The organism is Noviherbaspirillum malthae (assembly GCF_015352985.1).
GTDB classification, from domain to species: Bacteria; Pseudomonadota; Gammaproteobacteria; order Burkholderiales; family Burkholderiaceae_D; genus Noviherbaspirillum; species Noviherbaspirillum malthae.
The window spans coordinates 60904-83122 of record NZ_JACYXF010000008.1; the positions used below are offsets into that span (position 1 = coordinate 60904).

Consider the following 22219-nt stretch of genomic DNA (forward strand, 5'->3'; position numbering starts at 1 on the left):
ATGTAGAGCCGTAGATCACGGAGTCCCAATATGACCATTGATATGAGCCAGTTCTTCCAGGTGTTCTTTGATGAGACCGAAGAACTCCTCGCAGAAATGGAAAAACTGCTCCTGGCAATCGATGTCTCCTCGCCGGACGAGGAAGACCTGAACGCCATATTCCGCGCTGCCCATTCGATCAAGGGCGGCGCCGGCACGTTCGGGCTCAATGACCTGACTGAGGTCACCCATGTGCTGGAGTCGCTGCTGGACAAGATCCGCAAGGGCGAGATGGCCTTGTCTGCCGAGCATGTCGATGCCTTCCTCATGGCCAAGGACGTGCTGAAGATGCAGCTGGACGGACATCGGCTGCAGACGCCGGTGGATCAGGAAGCCGTGGCCGACGCCCGCATGATGCTCGAATCGCTGTCCGAGGGTGACGTTCCGAAGGCAGCGCCGACGGCGTCGATCGAGATCGCTCCCAGACCGGCACCCGTCATTCCGATGGATGGAAGCGCACGCTGCTTCCGCATCGAACTGCCGAAGATCGCGGAGCGCGACGTCGATGCGCTGTTCGCGGAGCTCGGCCTGCTCGGCCAGGCGGGAAAGGAAACCGCAGCGGATGGCCGCACGATCTTCACGCTGGTCGGCGGCAGCAGCGAGGACGACATCATTTCCATCTGTTCCTTCATCGTCGATACCGATGAACTGAAGATTACCGAAGAAACGCCGCCGCGCCAGATGACGGCGGCCGAGATGAAGGCAGCGCAGGAAGAGGCGCAGGGCTACGGCTTCTTCGATCCGATCGAACCGAGCGCGGAAGAAACGGCTGCGGCGAAGGCAGCGCAGGAAGAAGCGCAGGGCTACGGCTTCTTCGAGGGATTCGAGCCGCCGGCACAGAAGGAAGCGCAGGAGACAGAAGCGCAGGCAGCGGCCGCGGCGGCGGCCCTGCAGCAGGAAGCGGCGAATGCGGCAGTGAATGACAAGAAGGCAGCGGCCAAGCGGGAGGCGGACAAGGCGCATCACAACAATTCCGAGACGTCCTCGATCCGCGTCGGCATCGAGAAAGTGGACCAGCTGATCAACCTGGTCGGCGAACTCGTCATTACCCAGGCCATGATCGAGCAGCGCACCAGCACGCTCGATCCCATGCTGCACGAGCGGCTGCTCAACAGCGTGAGCCAGCTCACGCGCAATACGCGCGACCTGCAGGAAGCCGTCATGTCGATCCGCATGATGCCGATGGACTATGTGTTCTCCCGCTTCCCGCGCATGGTGCGCGACCTCGCCAGCAAGCTTGGCAAGCGCATTGAATTCGTTACCCACGGTGCCGCGACCGAGCTCGACAAGGGGCTGATCGAGCGCATCGTCGATCCGCTGACCCATCTGGTGCGCAACAGCATCGACCACGGCATCGAAATGCCGGAGGTGCGCAAGGCCGCCGGCAAGAGCGAGCGCGGACGCCTGTCGCTGTCGGCGGGCCATCAGGGAGGCAACATCGTCATCGAAGTCACGGACGACGGCGGCGGCCTCAACCGCGAGAAGATCCTGGCCAAGGCCAGATCGCAGGGTCTGCCGGTGTCCGACACGATGGCGGACGCCGAGGTCTGGCAGCTGATCTTCGCCCCGGGATTTTCCACTGCCGAGACCGTCACCGACGTGTCGGGCCGCGGCGTCGGCATGGACGTGGTCAAGCGCAATATCGCCGCCATGGGCGGCGTGGTCGACATCCGCTCGGCCAAGGGCTTCGGCACCACCATCTCGATTTCCCTGCCGCTGACCCTGGCCATCCTCGACGGCATGTCGATCAAGGTCGGCGAGGAAATCTACATTTTGCCGCTGGGTTACGTAGTGGAATCGCTGCAGCCCGAGCCTGCCGATGTCAAGGAAATCAGCGGACAGGGCAGGGTGGTCAAGGTGCGCGGGGAATATCTGCCGCTGATTCCGCTGTATCAGATGTTCGGTATCGAACCGCGCTTTTCCGATCCTTCGCAGGGCATCGTGGTGATCCTCGAATCGGAGGGCAGGAAGGCCGCGCTGTTCGTGGACGATCTGGTGGGCCAGCAGCAGGTGGTGGTCAAGAATCTCGAATCGAATTACCGCAAGGTGGCAGGCATTTCCGGCGCCACCATTCTGGGCGACGGCGGCGTCTCACTGATCATCGATGTCGCGGCATTGCTGCGATCCAGCCGTCAGCTTGCTGACGAATCGATTTTTTCCTGAATTTTCCTGACATCTTTCATTAGGACCTCAACATGACACAAGTAGTACAGATGAATGCTCCGGCCGCCGGAGAAAAATCCGACAAGGACATCGCCGGCCAGGAATTCCTCGCCTTCACCCTGGGCAAGGAAGAGTACGGCATCGACATTCTCAAGGTTCAGGAAATCCGCGGTTATGAAACCGTTACCCGTATTGCCAACGCACCCGACTTCATCAAAGGCGTGGTGAACCTGCGCGGCATCATCGTGCCGATCGTGGACATGCGCATCAAGTTCAACCTGGGCGAGCCGACCTACGACCAGTTTACTGTCGTCATCATTCTGAACATCGGCGGACGCGTCGTGGGCATGGTGGTCGACAGCGTATCGGATGTCACCACGCTCTCCCCGGAGCAGATCAAGCCGGCCCCGGAAATGGGCACCGCGCTCAACACCGATTACCTCATCGGTTTGGGGACCATCGATCAGCGCATGCTGATCCTGGTGGACATCGACAAGCTGATGTCCAGCGCCGAAATGGGCTTGATCGAACAGCTCGCCGCCTGAGCGGGCTGCGCAAGCAAGCCGAAATCAGCACAGAAGTAACGCAGTACCAATCAACTCATAAAAAATCAGCATGCCGGCAACGTACCGGCATGCATGCTGGAGATATGCGGATGGAAGGCGGCGGACAGGGACGCGCGGGAGCGCGCGGCAATTGATCTTCATTCCCGGGCGATGCTTATCCATCCGATTCAGCAATCACTCGAAGGGTAGAAGAGACAATGTTTAGCAACCTGACCATCAAATCCCGGCTGGTGTTCGTCATCAGCTTCCTGTCGCTGCTGCTGGTAGGCAGCGGTGTCGTCGGTATTTCCAGCCTCAGCACCGCCAACTCATCCCTGAAAGCGATCTACGACGATCGCATGGTCCCGATCGGGCAACTCAATCACGTGGTCCGCCTGTCCTCCGAAAGCCGCATGGCCGTGGCCGAGTCGATGAACGGCGACCCCGCCGTGGTCGTCAAGCGGATGGACGAGGTTGATCGCCGCTCCGCCGAAGTCGAGAAGCTCTGGAATGCCTTCATGGCAAGCGGGCGCGACGCCGAAGAAAAGGCACTTGCCGACAAGTCGTTGGAGAGCCGCAAGAAGTACGTGACGGAAGGCCTGAAGCCGACCGTCGATGCCTTGCGTGCTGCCAACGTCCAGCAGGCGATGGAACTCATGCAAGGGCCGATGAGCCAGCATTACGCGGTGTTCCAGGGACATATCGACAACCTCATCAAGCATGAGGAAAACGTCGCCCACAAGGAATTCGAAAAGACGCAGAGCATGTACGTCATGGTGCGCAACATCTCGATCGCCGCGATGGTGTTCGGCGTCGGTCTCGCGATGCTGATCGGGCTTTGGCTGATCCGCGCGATCTCCTCGCCCCTGAGCGAGGCCGTGCGCGTGGCGCGTGCCGTGGCGTCCGGCGATCTGTCGCAGCGCATCGAGATCAAGTCCAATGATGAAACCGGCCAGCTGCTCACCGCGCTGAAGGCGATGACCGAAAGCCTGTCGCGTACGGTCGGCCAAGTGCGCACCGGCACGGAAACCATCGGTGTCGCATCGCGCGAGATTGCCGCAGGCAATGCCGATCTGTCATCGCGTACCGAGACGCAGGCGGGTTCGCTTGAAGAAACCGCATCCTCCATGGAAGAACTCACTTCCACCGTCAAGCAGAACGCCGAAAACGCCCGCCAGGCCAACCAGCTCGTGGTCTCGGCGTCCGACGTCGCCGTGCGCGGCGGCGAAGTCGTCGGGCAGGTGGTTGAAACCATGGGCTCGATCAAGGACAGTTCGCGCAAGGTGGTCGACATCATCGGCGTGATCGACAGCATCGCCTTCCAGACCAACATCCTCGCCCTCAATGCCGCGGTGGAAGCCGCACGCGCCGGCGAACAGGGGCGTGGCTTTGCGGTGGTGGCTTCCGAAGTGCGCAACCTGGCACAGCGTTCGGCCGGTGCGGCCAAGGAAATCAAGGCGCTGATCAACGACTCGGTGGAGAAAGTCGATGCCGGCGGCAAGCTGGTGGATGAAGCAGGCAAGACGATGGACGAGATCGTGACCTCGGTCAAGCATGTGGCCGACATCATGAACGAGATCACGGCGGCCAGCCAGGAACAGAGCTCCGGCATCGAGCAGGTCAACCGGGCGATTGCCGAGATGGATGAGATGACGCAGCAGAACGCGGCGCTGGTCGAACAAGCAGCGGCTGCAGCGGACAGCATGCAGAACCAGGCTGCGGCGCTGGCGCAAGCCGTCGCCGTATTCCGTCTCGATGCCGGTGCCCAAGCCGGCTTGTCGACCGGCGTGAAAGCCGTTGCGAAAGCTGCTGCCTCCACGCCTGCGCAACAGGTTTCCCGGCCGCTTTCCAGGCTGAAGGCCGAAGCTGCAGCACCTCGGCAGGCGACAAACGCGACAAACGCGCCGAATGCGGTTGCGGTACGTGCGAAGCCGGCCGCTGTACGCGGCGGCAACGACGAGTGGGAAGAGTTCTGATTTTTTCCTCGCACGCAGCAAGCAGCAGTTGGACAGCGCGCGGATGACGGCAGTCAGGCAACATCCGCGCGCAAGACAGACCCAGGCTCAAGCAGCAGACCGCAGGCCGCAACAGGCCGTCGGCAAGTTTTCCGCAGCCCATCCACACCCAGAAGAGGAAACCCTATGTTGAAACTGACCCATATCAGAATCGGAACGCGGCTCGCCCTTGGCTTCGGCCTGGTGCTGCTGTGTGCTACCGCGCTGCTGATCCTGGGGCTATGGCGCATGACGGCGCTGCATGCCAATACCCAGGAAATCGTGTCGGAAAAGGTAGGGAGTCTCACTAGTGCCATGGAAATGCGCGAGACCGGCTGGTCGCTTGCACTGGCGCTGCGGCAGATCGCAACGCCTACCGATGCACTGGAAGGCGAGCGCGAATCCAAGCGACTGGGACAACTGCTGGAGAACTATGCAAAGGCGGAAGCGGTGGTCAAGAAGCATTCCACCGATGCGCAATCGAAGGCCATGCTTGCCGCCGCCACGGAACAGAGCCAGGCCATCCTGCCTGTGATCGAGAAGATCAAGGGGCATGCTGCAGGCGGCAACTACTTCGATGCGGCTTCGATGCTCAAGAACGACTTCCTTCCGCTGCAGGACAAATGGCGCGCGTCGCTCGTCGCCCTGGCCGACTACCAGCAAAAGTCGATGCAGGCCACTTATGCGGCGTCGCAGGAAAACTTTGCGACGACCCGCCTCGGAATGCTTGCGGTGGGCATCCTCACGATCGCCATCGGCGGCATCATCGCCCTCGTCATCACTCGTACCATCACCGTGCCGCTGCAGAACGCGGCAAGGATTGCTGACACGATTGCGGCCGGCGATCTGAGCCTGCGTATCGATGCCGACACCGGCAACGATGAAGCGGGCCGCCTGGTGCAGTCGCTGAAGGTCATGCAGGGCAACCTGGTCAATACGGTCAACCATATCAAACATGGAACCGAAACCATTGCCGTAGCCGCGCGTGAAATTGCATCGGGCAATGCAGATCTGTCATCGCGCACCGAAACGCAGGCCGGTTCGCTTGAGGAAACCGCATCCTCCATGGAAGAACTCACTTCCACCGTCAAGCAGAACGCCGAAAACGCCCGCCAGGCCAACCAGCTCGTGGTCTCGGCGTCCGACCATGCGCTCAAGGGTGGGCAGGTGGTCGGGCAGGTGGTTGAAACCATGGGTTCGATCAAGGACAGTTCGCGCAAGGTGGTCGACATCATCGGCGTGATCGACAGCATCGCCTTCCAGACCAACATCCTCGCCCTCAATGCAGCAGTCGAAGCCGCGCGCGCCGGCGAACAGGGGCGTGGCTTTGCGGTGGTGGCTTCCGAAGTGCGCAACCTGGCGCAGCGCTCGGCCGGTGCGGCCAAGGAAATCAAGGCGCTGATCAACGACTCGGTGGAGAAAGTCGACGCCGGCGGCAAGCTGGTGGATGAAGCGGGCAAGACGATGGACGAGATCGTGACCTCGGTCAAGCACGTGGCCGACATCATGAACGAAATCACGGCGGCTAGCCAGGAACAGAGCTCAGGCATCGAAGAAGTCAACCGGGCGATTGCCGAGATGGACGAGATGACGCAGCAGAACGCGGCACTGGTCGAAGAAGCCGCGGCTGCAGCCGGCAGCATGCAGGAACAGGCCGTGAAGCTGGAACAAGCCGTCGCCGTCTTCAAACTCGGTGCAACGGACCTGCAGAAAGCGGTCGCAGTGCCTGCCCGCGCCGTCCAGCAGCCAAAGGCCGTGGCGCAAAAGGCGCTGGCCGTCAGCAGCATCAAGGCGCCAAGCGCTGTAACGGCAAGACCGCAATCGCCGCGCAGCAGCGACGAGTGGGAAGAGTTCTGAAATGCATCAGGCTTCATTTGATCGTATCAGGCGGAAAGCGCACTGATGCCTTGATGTTCTTATGTTCTGATGTTCTGATGTCCCTTGAGGAAAGCCGCCATGGCTTTCCGTTGCGGCCGGTGGCCATTCAAACCGGATGTGCCACCGCTCCTGCCTCTTGCCTTCAATCGAAGACGCACGCTCCAGCTTTTCAATCTGACAATGCCGTCTTGCGAACTTTATAGGTTCGGACAAGCGGCGGCGGCAACACGGCGCCTGCTGTGGCTTTCTTTTCCCGTCATCCTGCTGCGGCGCCAAATAATGCCGCTTTTTCCAGAATTAAGATGGCCGGTCACATTTCTTCAGGGTAATATATTCGTCGTGACTTCCGGCTCGACAGACGAGCGATGCCAAGCCTTGCACGATAAATGACTGGCTTGCTGCAGGAACGATAGAAATTGATCTGACCGGTATCTGGCCGGTGCGGGTGAGGAATGAAAGGAATTCCGACGCCGATGATTCCAGTGCTATTCCGCTAAAGAGGTAAAGAGCTAAAGGCAGAATGCGGGACGCCGATAAGAACGGAAAGGCCATAACAATATAACAACCGTTCTCGACCGCATCCAGCCGCGGGGAAACGGGTGCAAGCGGAGAGGTGCAACAGTAATCCTACTTGGGAGACGAAATGGAAATCATGAAACGGAAACCAGTTCAATATCTCGCGCTTGGCGGCGGCACGATCGCAGCGGGCAGCGCGGCCGGCGCGCTCGGCTATGCGATCGGCGGCGACAACGTCGGACCGATCGTCTCCGCGGCGATCGCCTCGGCGGCGTCGGCCCTGATCGCGGTCATTGCCTACCGCGCTGCAGGTGCCCGCGACACATCGGGCGTGGCCGAGCTGGGCGAAGAAGTGGACCACATCATGATCGGCGCCGCCGAAACTTCCTATTTCGTCGATTCCATCAAGAAGAAAGTCGACCAGGATTTGCAGACGACCGAGCAGATCGCAGTGCGCGCCGGCCAGACCGTCGAGGCGACGGAACAGATCGCGGTCAATGCGGAGCGCGCCTCTCGCGTCGCCGCCGACGTGCGCGCGGAAAGCGTCGCCGGCCGTGCCGAAGTCGACCAGGGATTGCAGCGCATCAGCAATGCACGGCAAGATGCACAGACCGCCTCGCGGCTCATGAGCGAACTGCAGGAAAGGGCGCGCCGCATTCATGTCATTACCGAAGTGATCAATGAAATCGCCGCCCGCACCAATCTGCTGGCCCTGAATGCCGCGATCGAGGCAGCGCGGGCAGGAGAGCATGGACGCGGCTTCGCGGTCGTGGCCGGAGAAGTGCGCCAGCTTGCGCAGCGCACCAAGTCGGCCACCGACGATATCGGCGCCATGGTGCGTGAGATCAATGAGGAAGCCGAACGCGCGGCCGCCGGCATGTCCGCTCTGACCGGCAAGGTCAACGACGCGGCGCAGAACGTGGAAAAGGTGCACGGCTATCTCGGCAATATCGAGCGTTCGGCCGGCATCTCCGAAAGCGAGATCCAGCAGATCGCCTCGGCGTCGCGCGAGCATGTCGAAACCTCGCATCTGATCGCCGACGCCATCTCGCGCATCCGCGACGGCATGCTGGCCACGGAAGAGGAACTGCCGCGCGCGACGCGATCGGCTATGGTCCTGTCGGAACGCGGTGAAGTGCTGTTCGATGCGCTGGCGCGCTCTCAGGCGAAAACCTCGCATGACGAAATCAAGGCCGTGGCGCAGCGCGCCGCGCGCGAGGTTGGGAAGCTCTTCGAGCAGGCGATCGCCAGCGGCCAGATCACGGAAGCGGCGCTGTTCGACCGCAATTACAGGCCGATACCGAATACCAATCCGCCGAAGCACACGACCAGCTTCGACAATTTTACCGATCGGGCGCTGCCGGCCATCCAGGAAAAGATTCTGGAGGACATGCCGCAGATCGCCTATGCCGGCGCCGTCGACAACAACGGCTATTTCCCCACGCATAACAGGAAGTTTTCGAAGCCGCTGACCGGCGACTACGACACCGACCTGGTCAACAACCGCACCAAGCGCATTTTCAACGACCGCACCGGTTCACGCTGCGGCTCCAATACCAAGCCGTTCCTGCTGCAAACCTACAAGCGGGATACGGGCGAAGTGATGCACGACCTGTCGGCGCCGATCCATGTGAACGGCAGGCACTGGGGCGGATTCCGGGTTGGCTATCGTTCTGCGTCCGCGGCGCCAAACGTGGCGGCGTCCGGCGCGGCGGTCTCGGCACCGGCGGCGGCAGAACGCAAGCCGGCCCCGGTCTTGAAGGCAGTACGGCCGTTGCAAGGCGGCGGGAGGAAACTGGGGAAGTCCTGAGAAACAACGCAGCGGCGTCCGCAGGCCGCGGGCGTCGAGTAGGAAGCAATGAGGCAGTCAAGCAATCCAGCAGCAGATCCGTGCGTCGGCACGCAGCAGAAATCGAGAAGTGGAACGGGTAAGGAAGATGGCGGACGCAATGCATGTCCTGAAATCGGGCAAGAGTGAAGCAGGAAAGGAATTCGAGTTCACCTCGCGTGATTTCGAGCGGGTGAGGGCGCTGATACATCGGCGCGCAGGCATCGCGCTGGCCGACAGCAAGCATGAAATGGTGTACAGCCGGCTGGCGCGGCGTCTGCGCGCCACGGGCATACGTTCCTTTCAGGCTTATCTCGACAGTCTGGAGAGCAGGCCGGAGGACGGCGAGTGGGAGGCGTTCACCAACGCGCTCACCACCAACCTGACTTCCTTCTTCCGCGAAGCGCATCATTTCCCCATCCTTGCCGAACATGTGCGCAAGCGCAAGGAACCTGTGACGGTGTGGTGCTCGGCCAGTTCCACCGGAGAGGAGCCGTATTCCATCGCGATGACCCTGTGCGAGGCGCTCGGACCGGCCGCCGCGCAATCGCATGTGATCGCAACCGACATCGATACCAATGTGCTCAACACCGCGTCCGCCGGCATCTATTCGATGGACCGGCTGGACAAGATGGACCCCGAGCGTGCACGCCGCTTCTTCCTGAAAGGGAAGGGCCAGCATGAAGGTTTCGCCCGCGTGCGGCCCGAACTGCGCCAGATGGTCACGTTCAAGCAGCTCAACCTCCTGGCAAGCGACTGGCCGGTGAGCGGCCCATTCGATGTGATCTTCTGCCGCAACGTGATGATCTACTTCGACAAGCCGACCCAAGGTAAAATCCTCGCGCGGTTTGCCCCGCTGATGAAACCCGACGCGCTGCTCTTCGCCGGCCATTCGGAGAATTTCCTTTATGTCTCCGACGCCTTCAGGCTGAAAGGCAAGACCGTCTACGAACTAGAAACCCGGGGCGCCGCGATGCAGCGTGCCGCGTCCAGGATAGAGAAATAATCCATGAGCTACGGAATCGAAGAGCAGTTCGCCACCAACGTCTACTATGACCGCCAGTTCGACTGCGATGCGGCGAAGATCCTGCCGGGCGAGTATTACTACACCTGCAAGGACATGCTGATCGTGACGGTGCTCGGCTCCTGCGTCTCGGCCTGTATCCGCGACCGCGTCACCGGCATCGGCGGCATGAATCACTTCATGCTGCCCGACGGCGGCAACGACGGTGACAGTCCGGTGTCGGCATCGATGCGCTACGGCACCTATGCGATGGAGATCCTGATCAACGACTTGCTGAAGGCGGGCGCACGCCGCGAGAACCTGGAAGCCAAGGTGTTCGGCGGCGGCAATGTGCTCCGCGGCTTCGTCGCCATCAATGTCGGCGAGCGCAATGCCCAGTTCGTGCGCGATTACCTGCGTGCGGAAAACATACGCATCATGGCCGAAGACCTGAACGACATCCATCCGCGCAAGGTGTACTACTTCCCGCGTTCGGGCAAGGTGCTGGTCAAGAAACTCAAGCAGCTCAACAACAACACGCTGGTGAACCGCGAGCAGGATTATGCAAGCCGGCTCCAGTCCACGCCGGTGGCGGGAGATATCGAACTGTTCAGCTGATCCGACGCAAGGGAACGGCGAAACGCGTCGCTTCGAAGAAAGCCATAGTCATGAAAACCAAAGTACTGATCGTTGACGACTCCGCGCTGATACGCAGCGTGATGAATGAAATCATTCGCAAGCAGCCCGACATGGAAGTCGTCGGCGTCGCGCCCGATCCCATCGTCGCGCGTGAACTGATCAAGCAGACCAATCCCGACGTGCTGACGCTGGACGTGGAAATGCCGCGCATGGACGGACTCGACTTCCTCGAAAAGCTGATGCGCCTGCGCCCCATGCCGGTGGTGATGGTGTCCTCGCTGACCGAGCGCGGTTCGGAGATAACGCTGCGCGCGCTGGAGCTCGGTGCGGTCGATTTCGTTACCAAGCCCAAGCTGTCGATCCAGAGCGGCATGCTCGAATATGCCGAACTGATCACCGACAAGATCCGCGCCGCGGCCAAGGCGCGCGTCAAGGCGCGTACCGTCGCACAGCAGGATGCGTCACGGGCACCGGGAGAAGCGCTGCCGCAGATCCGCAACCCGCTGACCAGCAGCGAAAAGCTGATCATCATCGGCGCCTCCACCGGCGGTACCGAAGCCATCAAGGAATTCCTGATGCAGATGCCTTCCGACTGCCCGGGCATCCTGATCACCCAGCATATGCCCGAAGGCTTCACCCGGTCGTTCGCCAAGCGCCTCGACGGCCTGTGCAAGATCACGGTCAGGGAAGCCGAGGGAGGAGAGCGGGTGCTGCCGGGACATGCCTTCATCGCGCCGGGCCATTCGCACCTGCTGCTGGCCCGCAGCGGCGCCAACTACGTGACCCAGCTCGACCAGGGGCCCCCGGTCAATCGCCATCGTCCCTCGGTGGATGTGCTGTTCGACTCCGCCGCCCGCTTTGCAGGGAAGAATGCGGTCGGCGTGATCCTGACCGGCATGGGCAAGGACGGCGCGCAAGGCATGCTGACCATGCGCAACGCCGGCGCCCACAATTTCGCCCAGGACGAAGCATCGTGCGTCGTGTTCGGCATGCCGCGCGAGGCCATCGCGGTCGGCGCCGCGCATGAGGTGGGAGCCTTGTCCGCACTGCCGGGCATGGTGCTGGCCCACCTCGCAGCCAACAGCAGCAGGGCGCTGCGCGTCTGAAAAAGGATTGATAAAAATGCACGGTGCGAAGCAGTTGTGTCAAAAATGTTTCGGTCCTTGCATTGCCGAGCACCTTATGCAGCACCTTTAAGTGCATAATCAAGAGCGAAAAGTTTATACTGAGGCCCTACCGTTCGGGTCTGCAGCAGAGCAGAACGGCTTGTCGATAACAGTTTGCAGAATCAATGGAGTAACTCATGGCGGGTCCGAATACAAAATTCTTGGTGGTCGACGATTTCTCGACGATGCGTCGTATCGTTCGCAATCTGCTGAAGGAATTGGGCTATACCAATGTCGACGAGGCGGAAGACGGCGCGATGGCATTGTCCAAGCTGCGCAGCGAGCAGTTCGATTTCGTCATCTCCGACTGGAACATGCCGGTCATGGATGGACTGACGATGCTGCAGAACATCCGCGCTGATGCAGCGCTGTCCAAGCTGCCGGTCCTGATGGTCACGGCCGAAGCGAAGAAGGAAAACATCATTGCGGCGGCACAGGCCGGCGCCAACGGCTACGTAGTCAAGCCGTTCACCGCGGCCACGCTCGACGAAAAACTGTCGAAGATCTTCGAGAAGCTCGAAAAGGTCGGAGCCTGACGTGAGTCAGCTTCTCCCTCAGGAGAACGGCGCCGATCCGGCGGCTCAGGTGGTCCAGGAAGCCCAGGAGGAAATGCTCGCGCGCGTCGGCCACATGACGCGCATGCTGCATGACAACCTGCGCGGCCTCGGCTTCGACAAGCTCATCGCCAAGGCCGCGCACGACATTCCCGATGCCCGCGACCGTCTCGACTATGTCGCGAAGATGACGGAGCAGGCTGCACAGCGCGTGCTGACTGCCACCGAGAATGCGATGCCGATGCAGGACAGCATCGAGAGCGGCGCCGATGCGCTTGCGGTGCAGCTTCGCGCAGCGCTCGAAGCACCTCATTCCGAGCAGCAGAGCCGGGAGCTGATGCAGCGCAGCCTGGCCTATCTCGAAGAGACGCGCGCCAATGCCACAGCATCGCGCCAGCAGATGCTCGACATCATGATGGCGCAGGATTTCCAGGATCTCACCGGCCAAGTCATCAAGAAGGTGACCGAGCTGGCGCACGGGATCGAGCAGCAACTGGTGCAGCTGCTGCTCGACTACTCCCCGCAGGAGGTGCGCCGCGACACCGGTAACAGCAGCGGCAACGGCCTGCTGAACGGTCCCCAGATCAATCCCGTTGGGAATGCCGACGTCGTATCGGACCAGGGGCAGGTAGACGACCTGCTGGAAAGCCTGGGTTTCTGATTCAAGGCCGGGGGCATGACGTACGGCGTCCTGTCTTCGGCGATCTTTCATCTCGCCATCCAGCATCAAGCCAACACGAGTAGCCACGCATGCACGCAGAGAAATTCATCGTCCGCGAACCCCTGGTCAATTCGCAGGAGAGGGTGCTCGGGTACGACATCGCCTGGCAAGGTGCAGACGCGGCAGATGCGCCGCGTGACGAAGCCGCCATTCTTTTCCTCGCCGGTTTCGTGGCGGACCAGCTTAACGATACCGACTGCGGCACATTGCTTGGCGATCAGATCATTTTCATCGAAGCCAAGCCTGCGCTGCTCGAGCATGAGTCCATCCTTGCGCTTCCTCCGAAAGGTACCATTCTCGCGCTGCGCGGCTGCGATCTCTCCGACGACGGCGTTGTCGAGGCGGTAGCGGCGGCACGCCGCAAGGGCTATGGCATTTCCCTGCGCGACGCGGATATCTCCCTGCTGGACAAGGGCTTGCTCAGCCATGTCACGCATATCGAAACTGCAATCGATTCGCCGGCCTTCGCTACGCAGGTGCAGCTGTTCCGCGCGCTCAATTCCCTGACCATCCGTCTCGTGGCGCGCCGCGTTCAAAGCTGGCAGGCCTTTGAACTGTGCAGGAAGCTGGATATTCTCGCCTTTGTCGGCAATCTCCACCTCACGCCCCGGCCCGGCCAGCATGCGCGCGAACTCAATCCCGCGCAATCGCTGATCCTACAGCTGATGGACATGGTGCGGCAGAATGCCGACGTCAAACAGCTCGAAGGCGTGCTCAAGCGCGATGCGGCACTCTCCTACAAGCTGCTGCGCTACATCAACTCGGCAGGCTTCGGACTCGGATGCGAAATCCAGTCGCTCAAGCATGCGGTGACCATGCTCGGCTATTCGCCGCTGTACCGCTGGCTGGCGCTGCTGCTGGCGACGGCGACAACCACCGGCTATTCCCCGGTGCTCATGCATGCCGCCATCGTGCGCGGCCGCTTCGCCGAACTGCTGGGCGGCACTTTCCTCCCCAGGCAGGAGGCCGAGAACCTGTTCGTCGCCGGCATGTTCTCCCTGCTCGACAAACTGCTCGGGGTGCCGATGGAAGACGTGCTGGAGAAAATCCAGCTGTCCGAGTCGGTCACCCAGGCATTGTTGTCGCGGGAAGGCATCTACGGACCTTTCCTTGGGCTGGCAGAGGCTTGCGAAATGCACAGCGGCGAAGTGGACGCGATGGCAAGTTCGCTATGCATCGATGCCCGCCAGGTGAATCAGGCGCAGCTCTCGGCGCTGGCCTGGGCGCAGCGCATCGCACTCTGAATTTCCAATCGCGCATCAACAATCCGACACGGCTTGCCGTTCCAATATCGACCGCTGCGGTCATCCTGAATAGCGAGGGCTTTTCGCACTTGTTTTGAGGATGGTCAAACTGATATTTCGAGAATAATTCTTCCTATTGGCCCTCAATGCGTCATTCGGCGCATGAGGAAGCGCGCAACAGGAGTCGGCAATGGCCGAGGATAGCGATCTCGAAAAAACCGAACCAGCGTCGTCCAGAAAACTGGAACAGGCGCGGGAGGAAGGCGACGTTCCCCGATCGAGGGAGCTTGCCACCTGCACGGTGCTGCTCGCCGCCGGCCTCGGCCTCATGTTTACCGGCGAAGGCATGGTGCGCAGCCTCAACCGCATGCTGGCGTCCGGACTCTCGTTCGAACGGGAACATGCCTTCGATGCCAGCCTGCTCATGGTGCGCCTCGGCACCATGGCCTTCGATGCGCTGGTGGCGCTGCTGCCGTTTGCCGGCCTGCTGCTTCTCGTGGCGATCGCATCGCCGCTCCTGATCGGCGGCTGGTTGTTCACCACCAAGTCGCTGATGCCAAATTTCTCGCGTCTCAATCCGATCAACGGCCTGGGCAACATGTTTTCCGTGCGTGCGCTGGTCGAGCTGGTCAAGGCCATCGGCAAGACGCTGCTGGTCGGCACCATCGCGTGGTACGTCATCAAGCACGAGTTCGAACCCATGCTGGCTTTGGCCACCGAGCCGCTGCAGTCCGGCAGCGCCCATCTCGGCGATCTCCTGCTGACCGGTTTCATTGCCATCGTCTGCGGACTGGTTGTGATCGCGCTGATCGACGTGCCGTATGTGCTGTGGCAATACGCCAGCAAGCTGAAAATGACCAAGGAAGAAGTGCGACAGGAATCCAAGGAATCCGAAGGCGATCCGCACGTCAAGGCGCGCATCCGCCAGCTGCAGCGTGAAATGGCCAAGCGCCGCATGATGTCGGAAGTGCCGACCGCCGACGTGGTCGTCACCAACCCGACCCACTATGCGGTGGCCCTGAAATACACCGAAGGCAAGACGCGGGCGCCGAAGGTCGTGGCCAAGGGTGCCGATGAAGTTGCCGCCAAGATCCGGGAAATCGCCGCCGAGAACAAGGTGGCGCTGCTGGAAGCGCCGCCGCTGGCCCGAGCGCTCTACAAGCACGCCGAACTGGGCGACGAGATCCCCGCCACGCTCTACACCGCCGTGGCCGAAGTGCTTGCCTATGTGTTCCAGCTTCGCGCCTACGGCCAGCACGGCGGCCTGCGCCCCGAAGTGCCGGAGAACGTCGCCGTCCCGCCGGAACTCGATCCGCTCAATCCGGCTGCGCAGGCAAACGCAGCGGGCCAACCTGACGGACGCATGCAATGAACAGCCTGAAACTGCCCGCGTGGATGACCGGACAATCCAGCAAGGCGCTGGCTGCGCCTATCCTCATCATCATGATGCTGGCGATGATGGTGCTGCCGCTGCCGGCCTTCGTGCTGGACATGTTCTTCAGCTTCAACATCGCGCTGTCGATCATCGTTCTGCTGACCAGCCTCTACACTGTCAAGCCGCTCGATTTCATGGCCTTCCCGGCGGTGCTGCTGGTATCGACCATGCTGCGCCTTTCGCTCAACGTCGCCTCCACCCGTGTCGTGCTGACCGAAGGCCATACCGGCCCGGATGCGGCGGGCAAGGTGATCGAAGCCTTCGGCCACTTCCTGATCGGCGGCAACTACACCGTCGGTATCGTGGTGTTCATCATCCTCACCATCATCAACTTCGTCGTGGTGACGAAGGGCGCCGGCCGTATCGCCGAAGTCGGCGCGCGTTTCGCCCTCGATGCGATGCCCGGCAAGCAGATGGCGATCGACGCCGATCTGAACGCCGGCCTGATCGGCGAGCAGGAAGCGCGCCGCCGCCGTACCGAAGTGGCGCAGGAAGCCGAGTTCTACGGCTCGATGGACGGTGCCAGCAAATACGTGCGCGGCGATGCGGTCGCCGGCATTCTTGTGACCGTCATCAACGTCTTCGGCGGCCTCATCGTCGGCATGGTGCAGCACGACCTGGCCTTTGATGCCGCGCTCAAGAATTACACGCTGCTCGCCATCGGCGACGGCCTGGTTGCGCAGATTCCCTCGCTGATCATCTCCACTGCCGCGGGTGTCATCGTGTCGCGCGTGTCCAGCGAACAGGATATCGGCGGCCAGATGGTCAACCAGCTGTTTGCCAAGCCGCAGGTGCTCTACATCACCGGCGGCATCATCGGCGGCATGGGCCTGATTCCCGGCATGCCGCATATCGCTTTCATCCTGCTTGGCGCGTCGCTGTGCGGTGGCGCTTACCTGATGAAGAAACGTCTGGAAAAGGTGGAGGAAGCGCCGGCACCCGTTCCGGAAGCCGCACTGGCCGCACCCGAAACGGAAGAGGCAAGCTGGCAGGACATCGTTCCGGTCGACACGCTCGGCCTGGAAGTCGGGTACCGCCTGATTCCTCTGGTCGACAAGGGCCAGAACGGCGAGCTGCTGCGCCGTATCAAGGGCATTCGCAAGAAGTTTGCGCAGGAAGTCGGTTTCCTCTCGCCGCCGGTGCATATCCGCGACAACCTCGAACTCAAGCCCTCCGCCTACCGCATCACGCTCAAAGGCGTGGAAGTCGGCACCGGCGAAGCCTATGTCGGCCAGTTCCTGGCGATCAATCCCGGCATGGTCAACGGCACGCTGCCTGGCACCGTGACTACCGACCCGGCCTTCGGCCTGCCCGCGACCTGGGTCGATGGCGGCATGAAGGAACATGCGCAGGCGCTGGGCTATACCGTGGTGGATGCCGGCACCGTCATCGCCACCCATTTGAACCACCTGATCACATCGCACGCCGCCGATCTGCTCGGCCGCCAGGAAGTGCAGCAGCTGCTGGACCATCTCGGCAAGGAAAGTCCGAAGCTGGTCGAAGACCTGGTGCCGAAGATGATTTCGCTGTCGGCGCTGCAGAAGGTCCTGCAGAGCCTGCTGATCGAAGGCGTGCATATTCGCGACATGCGCACCATCATCGAAACGCTGGCCGAGTTTGCTCCGCAGACCCAGGATCCGAACGAGCTGACCGCGATGGTCCGTATCGCATTGGGCCGCGCCATCGTCCAGCAGATCTTCCCGTCCACCAACGAGCTGTCGGTGATCACCCTCGACAGCCGCCTCGAACGCATTCTGATGCAGGCCCTGCAGTCCAGCGGCCCCGACGGCGCCGGCATCGAGCCGGGTCTCGCCGATACCATTGCCGCGCAGGCCGAGCAGGCTGCGCGCCAGCAGGAACAGATGGGCCTGACGCCGGTGCTGCTGGTGCCTGGGCCGCTGCGCGCATTGCTGGCGCGCTTCCTGCGCCGCGCGCTGCCGCAGCTCAAGGTGCTGTCGCATCAGGAACTACCGGATTCAAAGACAATTAGAGTTACCAGCCTGGTTGGAGGCCAAGCATGAATGTAAGAAAATTTTCTGCCAGTTCGTCGCGTGACGCATGGCGCCAGGTGCGCGAAGCGCTCGGTCCCGATGCGGTCATTCTCTCCAACAGGACGATCAACGGCATGATCGAGATTCTGGCAATGGCGCCGGAAGACATGTCGTCGCTCTCCGAGCCTGTGGTCGAAAGGCCGGCGCTGTCGGAGTCCACGCTGTCGGCCTTCGGCGTCAACCGCGCGCAGGAACAGGCTGCCAAGCCCGCAGCCGTTGTTGCGCCGAAGCCGTCGTCGGACGACAACCAGGCTGCCAACTTGGCCGACGCGATCGCCGCCAGCCGCGATGCGGCGCCGGCATCCGGCGGAGCGGAACTGGCCCAGGTGATGAACGAGCTGCGCTCGATGCGCGGCATGCTGGAATCGCAGCTGGCCGAGATCGCCTGGAGCGCCCAGCAGAAGCGCGAGCCGGCCAAGGCCGCCGTCATGCGCGAACTGCTGTCGGCCGGTTTCAGCGCCAGCCTCGCACGCTATCTGACGCAGAACCTGCCGAAGAACGACACCGTCGACAATTGCCTGTCCTGGGTGAAGTTGGTGCTGGCGCGCAATCTCAGCATCATCGGCAACGAAAACGAGATTCTCGACAAGGGCGGCGTCTATGCGCTGGTGGGACCGACCGGTGTCGGCAAGACCACCACCACCGCCAAGCTCGCGGCGCGCTGCGTGATGCGCCACGGCGCCGGCAAGCTGGCACTGATCACGACTGACGGCTATCGTATCGGCGGCTATGAGCAGCTTCGCATCTACGGCAAGATCCTCGGCGTGATGGTGCATTCGGTTAAGGATGAAACCGACCTGCGCATCGCGCTCGACGAACTGAAGAACAAGCACACCGTGCTGATTGACACCGTCGGCATGGGGCAGCGCGACAAGATGGTGGCCGAGCAGATTGCGATGCTTTCGGGCACCGAGTCGCGTGTCAAGCGCCTGCTTTGCCTGTCGGCGACCTCCACCGGCGAAACCCTGAGCGAAGTGGTCCGTTCCTACCAGGGCGGCGGTCTCGCCGGCTGCATCATGACCAAGCTGGATGAAGCGGCAACGGTGGGCAATGTGCTGGACGTGATGATCCGCCAGAAACTCAGCCTCTACTACGTGGCCAACGGCCAGCGCGTGCCGGAAGACCTGCATGTGCCCAATGCCCACTACCTGGTCGACCGCGCCTTCAAGCTCAAGCGCGAGACCGCGCCGTTCCAGTATTCCGACGAAGAGCTGCCGCTGGTGATTGCCAATACCGCCCATGCAATGAATGACAAGAGCCTGCGCGAGGTGACACTTGGCTAGTTTCGATTTCGATCAGGCTGAAGGCCTGCGCCGCATGCTGGCCGGCCCCAAGCCGCGCGTGTTCACTTTCCTGTCGGCGGCGACGCCTGAAGAAAAAGGTGCGATGCTGGTCAATCTCGGCGCTTCGCTGGCGCAGGCGGGCAGGGACGTACTGCTGCTCGACGCCTGCGTCGCCTCGGAAGGCATTTCCGCGCGCCTGAAAGCCGGGCGCGGAAATTCTCTGCTGCAGGCCGCCCAGCAATCCCGGGGTGAACCTGCTCTCGATGACGTGATGCAAGCCATGCCGCAGGGCTTCAGCGTGGCTGCCTTGAAGCGAGGCGTACAGAAACTGCCTGCAGCCGGCACCGAAGGCGCGCAGCGCCTGGACGACGCATTCGGCGTCCTGACGGGGCGCGCCGACATCGTCGTCGTCGATGCGGAGCTCGACGGCAATGATGCATTCGCCATTCCTGCGCTGGCGGAAACCGAAATCGTAGTGCAGGCATCGAACAGCCCGGCATCGATCAAGGCCGCCTATACGCTGATCAAGCGTGTCAACGGCCAGCTTGGCCGCCGTCCCTTCAGCCTGCTGGTGACCGGCGCTTCCGACAAGGAAGCGCAGCTGGTCTACCAGAACATGGCGCAGGCCGCGAATCGCTACCTGGCGGTCAAGCTCAATTCCATGGGCTCGGTCCCTCCCGATGAGCACCTGAAGAAAGCCATGCATCTCGGCCGTGCCGTGGTCGATGCCTTTCCGCTGGCGGGCGCTTCCGTTGCCTTTCGCCGACTCGCCGGGAAGTTCGTATTGTCCGATGCGGCGGCTGCGCGATAACATGGCATTCCTGCGATGGATGCCCCTGCGGGCATCCGAAACGATTCAATACAATGTATACCGTTAGCGGAAAATCCGACAAGAACCACTTGCTGGAAGTGCATGCTCCGCTGGTCAAGCGTCTGGCCCACCAGATGAAGGCGAAGCTTCCTCCCAGCGTCGAAGTCGACGACCTCATTCAGGCCGGCATGATCGGCCTGCTGGATGCGGTGAGCCGCTATGAAGACACGCATGGCGCCCAGTTCGAAACCTATGCGGTGCAGCGCATACGCGGCGCCATGCTCGACGAGCTGCGCAGCAGCGACTGGCTGCCGCGCAGCATCCGGCAGACCATGCGCAAGATCGAAGAGGCGATGAACAAGGTGCAGCAGCGCCTCGGCCGCCCGCCCAAGGAAGCCGAGATCGCCGCCGAAATGAAGCTGTCGCTGGCCGACTACCAGGAACTGCTCTCCGAAGGCAGCGGCCACCAGCTGGTGTATTACGAAGATTTCCACGAGAAGGACGAGAACGAGCACTTCCTCGACCGCTACTGCGTCGATGAAGCCGGCGATCCCCTGCAGAGCCTGATGAACGGCGGCTTCCGCCAGGCGGTGATCCAGGCGATCGAAGTCTTGCCTGAGCGCGAGAAGATCCTGATGGGGCTCTACTATGAGCAGGAAATGAACCTCAAGGAAATCGGCGCCGTGATGGGCGTGTCCGAGTCGCGGGTCTGCCAGCTGCACAGCCAGGCGATCGCGCGCATGCGGGCGCGGCTGAAGGAACAGGCATGGACTGGGCTAGCCTAGCCGGACTGCTGCTGGCGCTGGCCGGCATCCTGTTCGGCCAGGTGATCGAAGGAGGTCGCATCGATTCGCTGCTGCAGCCGGCGGCCTTCCTGATCGTCACCGTCGGCACGATGGGCGCGGTGCTCCTGCAGAGCGGCAGCCGCAACGTGCTGCGTGGCGCGGCCATGCTGCGCTGGGTGTTCCGTCAGCCGGAAGACGGCAGCGCGAACATTTCCCGCGACCTCGTCACCTGGAGCAATACCGCGCGCCGCGAAGGCCTGCTCAGCCTCGAACGCCACCTCGGCGCGGTCAAGGATCCCTTCACCGAAAAGGGCCTGCGCATGATCATCGACGGCATCCATCCCTACAAGATCCGCGAGATCCTCGATGTGGACGTGTCCACCTTCGAGCGGCGCGAACGCCAGGCGGTGAAGATCTGGGAAGCCGCCGGCGGCTATGCGCCGACCATCGGCATCCTCGGTGCCGTCCTCGGCCTGATCCAGGTCATGGAAAACCTGTCCGATCCCTCCAGGCTCGGCAGCGGCATCGCGGTGGCCTTCGTGGCCACCGTCTACGGCGTCGGTCTCGCCAACCTGGTGTTCCTGCCGATCGCCAACAAGCTCAAGTCCATCGTCACCGACGAAGTGCGCCGCAGGGAAATGCTGACCGACGTCTTCTGCAGCGTCGCCAACGGCGACAACGTGCGCATCGTCGAAGAGCGCATGCTGGCCTACAAGTAAGCCGCCAGCGACATGCCGCGCAAGCAATACCGCGAAGACGACGAAGACGGCGACAAGCATGATCGCTGGCTGGTGTCGTATGCCGATTTCATCACGCTGCTGTTTGCGTTCTTTGTCGTGATGTATGCGCTGTCGTCGGTCAATGAAGGCAAGTACCGGACGCTGTCCAACGCCCTGACGCATGCCTTCGGCGGCGTGCAGGTCGGGCCGCCGCCGGTCGATGTGCCGCAGGCGGCGCCGGAACTGCCGCGCCCGCTGTCAATGCGCCCTCGCTCGACTGCGCAGACCGAAAGCATGCGCCGCGAGAAGGAAAAGCTGACCGGCGTCGCCCGCGACATTCTGGGCGTGCTCGCTCCGCTGGTCGACCAGGGCAAGGTCAGGGTGACCCAGACCGCACGCGGCGTCACCGTGGAAATCAATGCCAGCGTGCTGTTCGCTCCCGGCGACGCCCGGGTGGCCGAATACAGCGCCGAAGCGCTCCGGGCGGTGGCCGCCGTGCTTAAGGATGACGACCATGCGATCCAGGTCGAAGGCCACACCGACAACCTGCCCATCCGAAATGCCGTCTATCCGTCGAACTGGGAATTGTCGTCCGTGCGCGCCTCCAGCGTGGTCAGGCTGTTCGTCGACGGCGGCGTGGCGGACGTTCGCCTGAGTGCGATCGGGCGAGGCTCGGCCAGGCCGGCGGCATCGAACGACACGCCGGAAGGCCGCATGCGCAATCGCCGCGTGACGATCATGGTGCTGTCGAACTTGCCCGATGCGGGTACGGAACTGCCGGTGCCGGGAAGGGAAAGAAAATAAGGGGGGCGGAGAAGAGAGGCGCCTGGCGATTGCCGGCGCCG

The 22219-nt window shown here is 62.1% G+C and carries 18 protein-coding genes; all 18 read left to right on the top strand.

Going from position 1 to position 22219, the window contains the following annotated elements; translation table 11 throughout:
* Positions 1-30 precede the first annotated feature (30 nt).
* Positions 31-2202 (top strand): chemotaxis protein CheA, encoded by a 2172-nt coding sequence (gene cheA, locus IGW03_RS13290; protein WP_194723050.1) that lies wholly within the window; start codon positions 31-33, stop codon positions 2200-2202.
* A gap of 32 nt (positions 2203-2234) precedes the next feature.
* The gene (locus IGW03_RS13295; RefSeq protein ID WP_194723051.1) at positions 2235-2747 is read left to right on the top strand and encodes a chemotaxis protein CheW; all 513 of its coding nucleotides are present in this window, start codon (positions 2235-2237) and stop codon (positions 2745-2747) included.
* A gap of 218 nt (positions 2748-2965) precedes the next feature.
* Positions 2966-4723, top strand: coding sequence for a methyl-accepting chemotaxis protein (locus IGW03_RS38660; protein WP_194723052.1), 1758 nt, complete (start codon positions 2966-2968; stop codon positions 4721-4723).
* A 165-nt stretch (positions 4724-4888) separates the two neighbouring features.
* A complete protein-coding gene (locus IGW03_RS13305; RefSeq protein ID WP_194723053.1) occupies positions 4889-6598 on the top strand; it encodes a methyl-accepting chemotaxis protein in 1710 nt (569 codons plus the stop codon).
* A gap of 664 nt (positions 6599-7262) precedes the next feature.
* Positions 7263-8945 carry a methyl-accepting chemotaxis protein gene (locus IGW03_RS13310; protein ID WP_194723054.1) on the top strand — a complete coding sequence of 561 codons (1683 nt, stop codon included), beginning with the start codon at positions 7263-7265 and terminating at the stop codon, positions 8943-8945.
* Between the two features lie 139 nt (positions 8946-9084).
* Positions 9085-9969 carry a CheR family methyltransferase gene (locus IGW03_RS13315; protein ID WP_194723055.1) on the top strand — a complete coding sequence of 295 codons (885 nt, stop codon included), beginning with the start codon at positions 9085-9087 and terminating at the stop codon, positions 9967-9969.
* 3 nt (positions 9970-9972) lie between these two features.
* On the top strand, positions 9973-10584 hold the full coding sequence (gene cheD / locus IGW03_RS13320) for a chemoreceptor glutamine deamidase CheD (protein WP_194723056.1): 612 nt from the start codon (positions 9973-9975) through the stop codon (positions 10582-10584).
* 50 nt (positions 10585-10634) lie between these two features.
* Entirely contained in the window at positions 10635-11711 is a 1077-nt protein-coding gene (locus IGW03_RS13325; protein ID WP_194723057.1) for a protein-glutamate methylesterase/protein-glutamine glutaminase, read from the top strand.
* 197 nt (positions 11712-11908) lie between these two features.
* Entirely contained in the window at positions 11909-12307 is a 399-nt protein-coding gene (cheY, locus tag IGW03_RS13330) for a chemotaxis response regulator CheY (RefSeq protein ID WP_057289438.1), read from the top strand.
* A 49-nt stretch (positions 12308-12356) separates the two neighbouring features.
* Positions 12357-12986, top strand: coding sequence for a protein phosphatase CheZ (gene cheZ / locus IGW03_RS13335; RefSeq protein ID WP_323744971.1), 630 nt, complete (start codon positions 12357-12359; stop codon positions 12984-12986).
* An 89-nt stretch (positions 12987-13075) separates the two neighbouring features.
* Positions 13076-14290, top strand: a complete 1215-nt coding sequence (locus IGW03_RS13340; protein WP_194723059.1) for an EAL and HDOD domain-containing protein — start codon at positions 13076-13078, stop codon at positions 14288-14290.
* 190 nt (positions 14291-14480) lie between these two features.
* The gene (flhB, locus tag IGW03_RS13345) at positions 14481-15662 is read left to right on the top strand and encodes a flagellar biosynthesis protein FlhB (RefSeq protein WP_194723060.1); all 1182 of its coding nucleotides are present in this window, start codon (positions 14481-14483) and stop codon (positions 15660-15662) included.
* On the top strand, positions 15659-17746 hold the full coding sequence (gene flhA, locus IGW03_RS13350) for a flagellar biosynthesis protein FlhA (protein ID WP_194723061.1): 2088 nt from the start codon (positions 15659-15661) through the stop codon (positions 17744-17746). Before flhB ends, flhA begins: the two co-directional genes overlap by 4 nt.
* Entirely contained in the window at positions 17743-19059 is a 1317-nt protein-coding gene (flhF, locus tag IGW03_RS13355) for a flagellar biosynthesis GTPase FlhF (protein WP_194723062.1), read from the top strand. Before flhA ends, flhF begins: the two co-directional genes overlap by 4 nt.
* A complete protein-coding gene (locus tag IGW03_RS13360) occupies positions 19052-19870 on the top strand; it encodes a MinD/ParA family ATP-binding protein (RefSeq protein WP_194723063.1) in 819 nt (272 codons plus the stop codon). Before flhF ends, IGW03_RS13360 begins: the two co-directional genes overlap by 8 nt.
* A 53-nt stretch (positions 19871-19923) precedes the next feature.
* On the top strand, positions 19924-20655 hold the full coding sequence (locus IGW03_RS13365) for an RNA polymerase sigma factor FliA (RefSeq protein WP_194723064.1): 732 nt from the start codon (positions 19924-19926) through the stop codon (positions 20653-20655).
* Positions 20637-21374 carry a flagellar motor protein gene (locus IGW03_RS13370; protein ID WP_194723065.1) on the top strand — a complete coding sequence of 246 codons (738 nt, stop codon included), beginning with the start codon at positions 20637-20639 and terminating at the stop codon, positions 21372-21374. Before IGW03_RS13365 ends, IGW03_RS13370 begins: the two co-directional genes overlap by 19 nt.
* A gap of 12 nt (positions 21375-21386) precedes the next feature.
* Positions 21387-22178, top strand: a complete 792-nt coding sequence (gene motD / locus IGW03_RS13375; RefSeq protein ID WP_194723066.1) for a flagellar motor protein MotD — start codon at positions 21387-21389, stop codon at positions 22176-22178.
* The last annotated feature ends 41 nt before the right edge of the window (positions 22179-22219 follow it).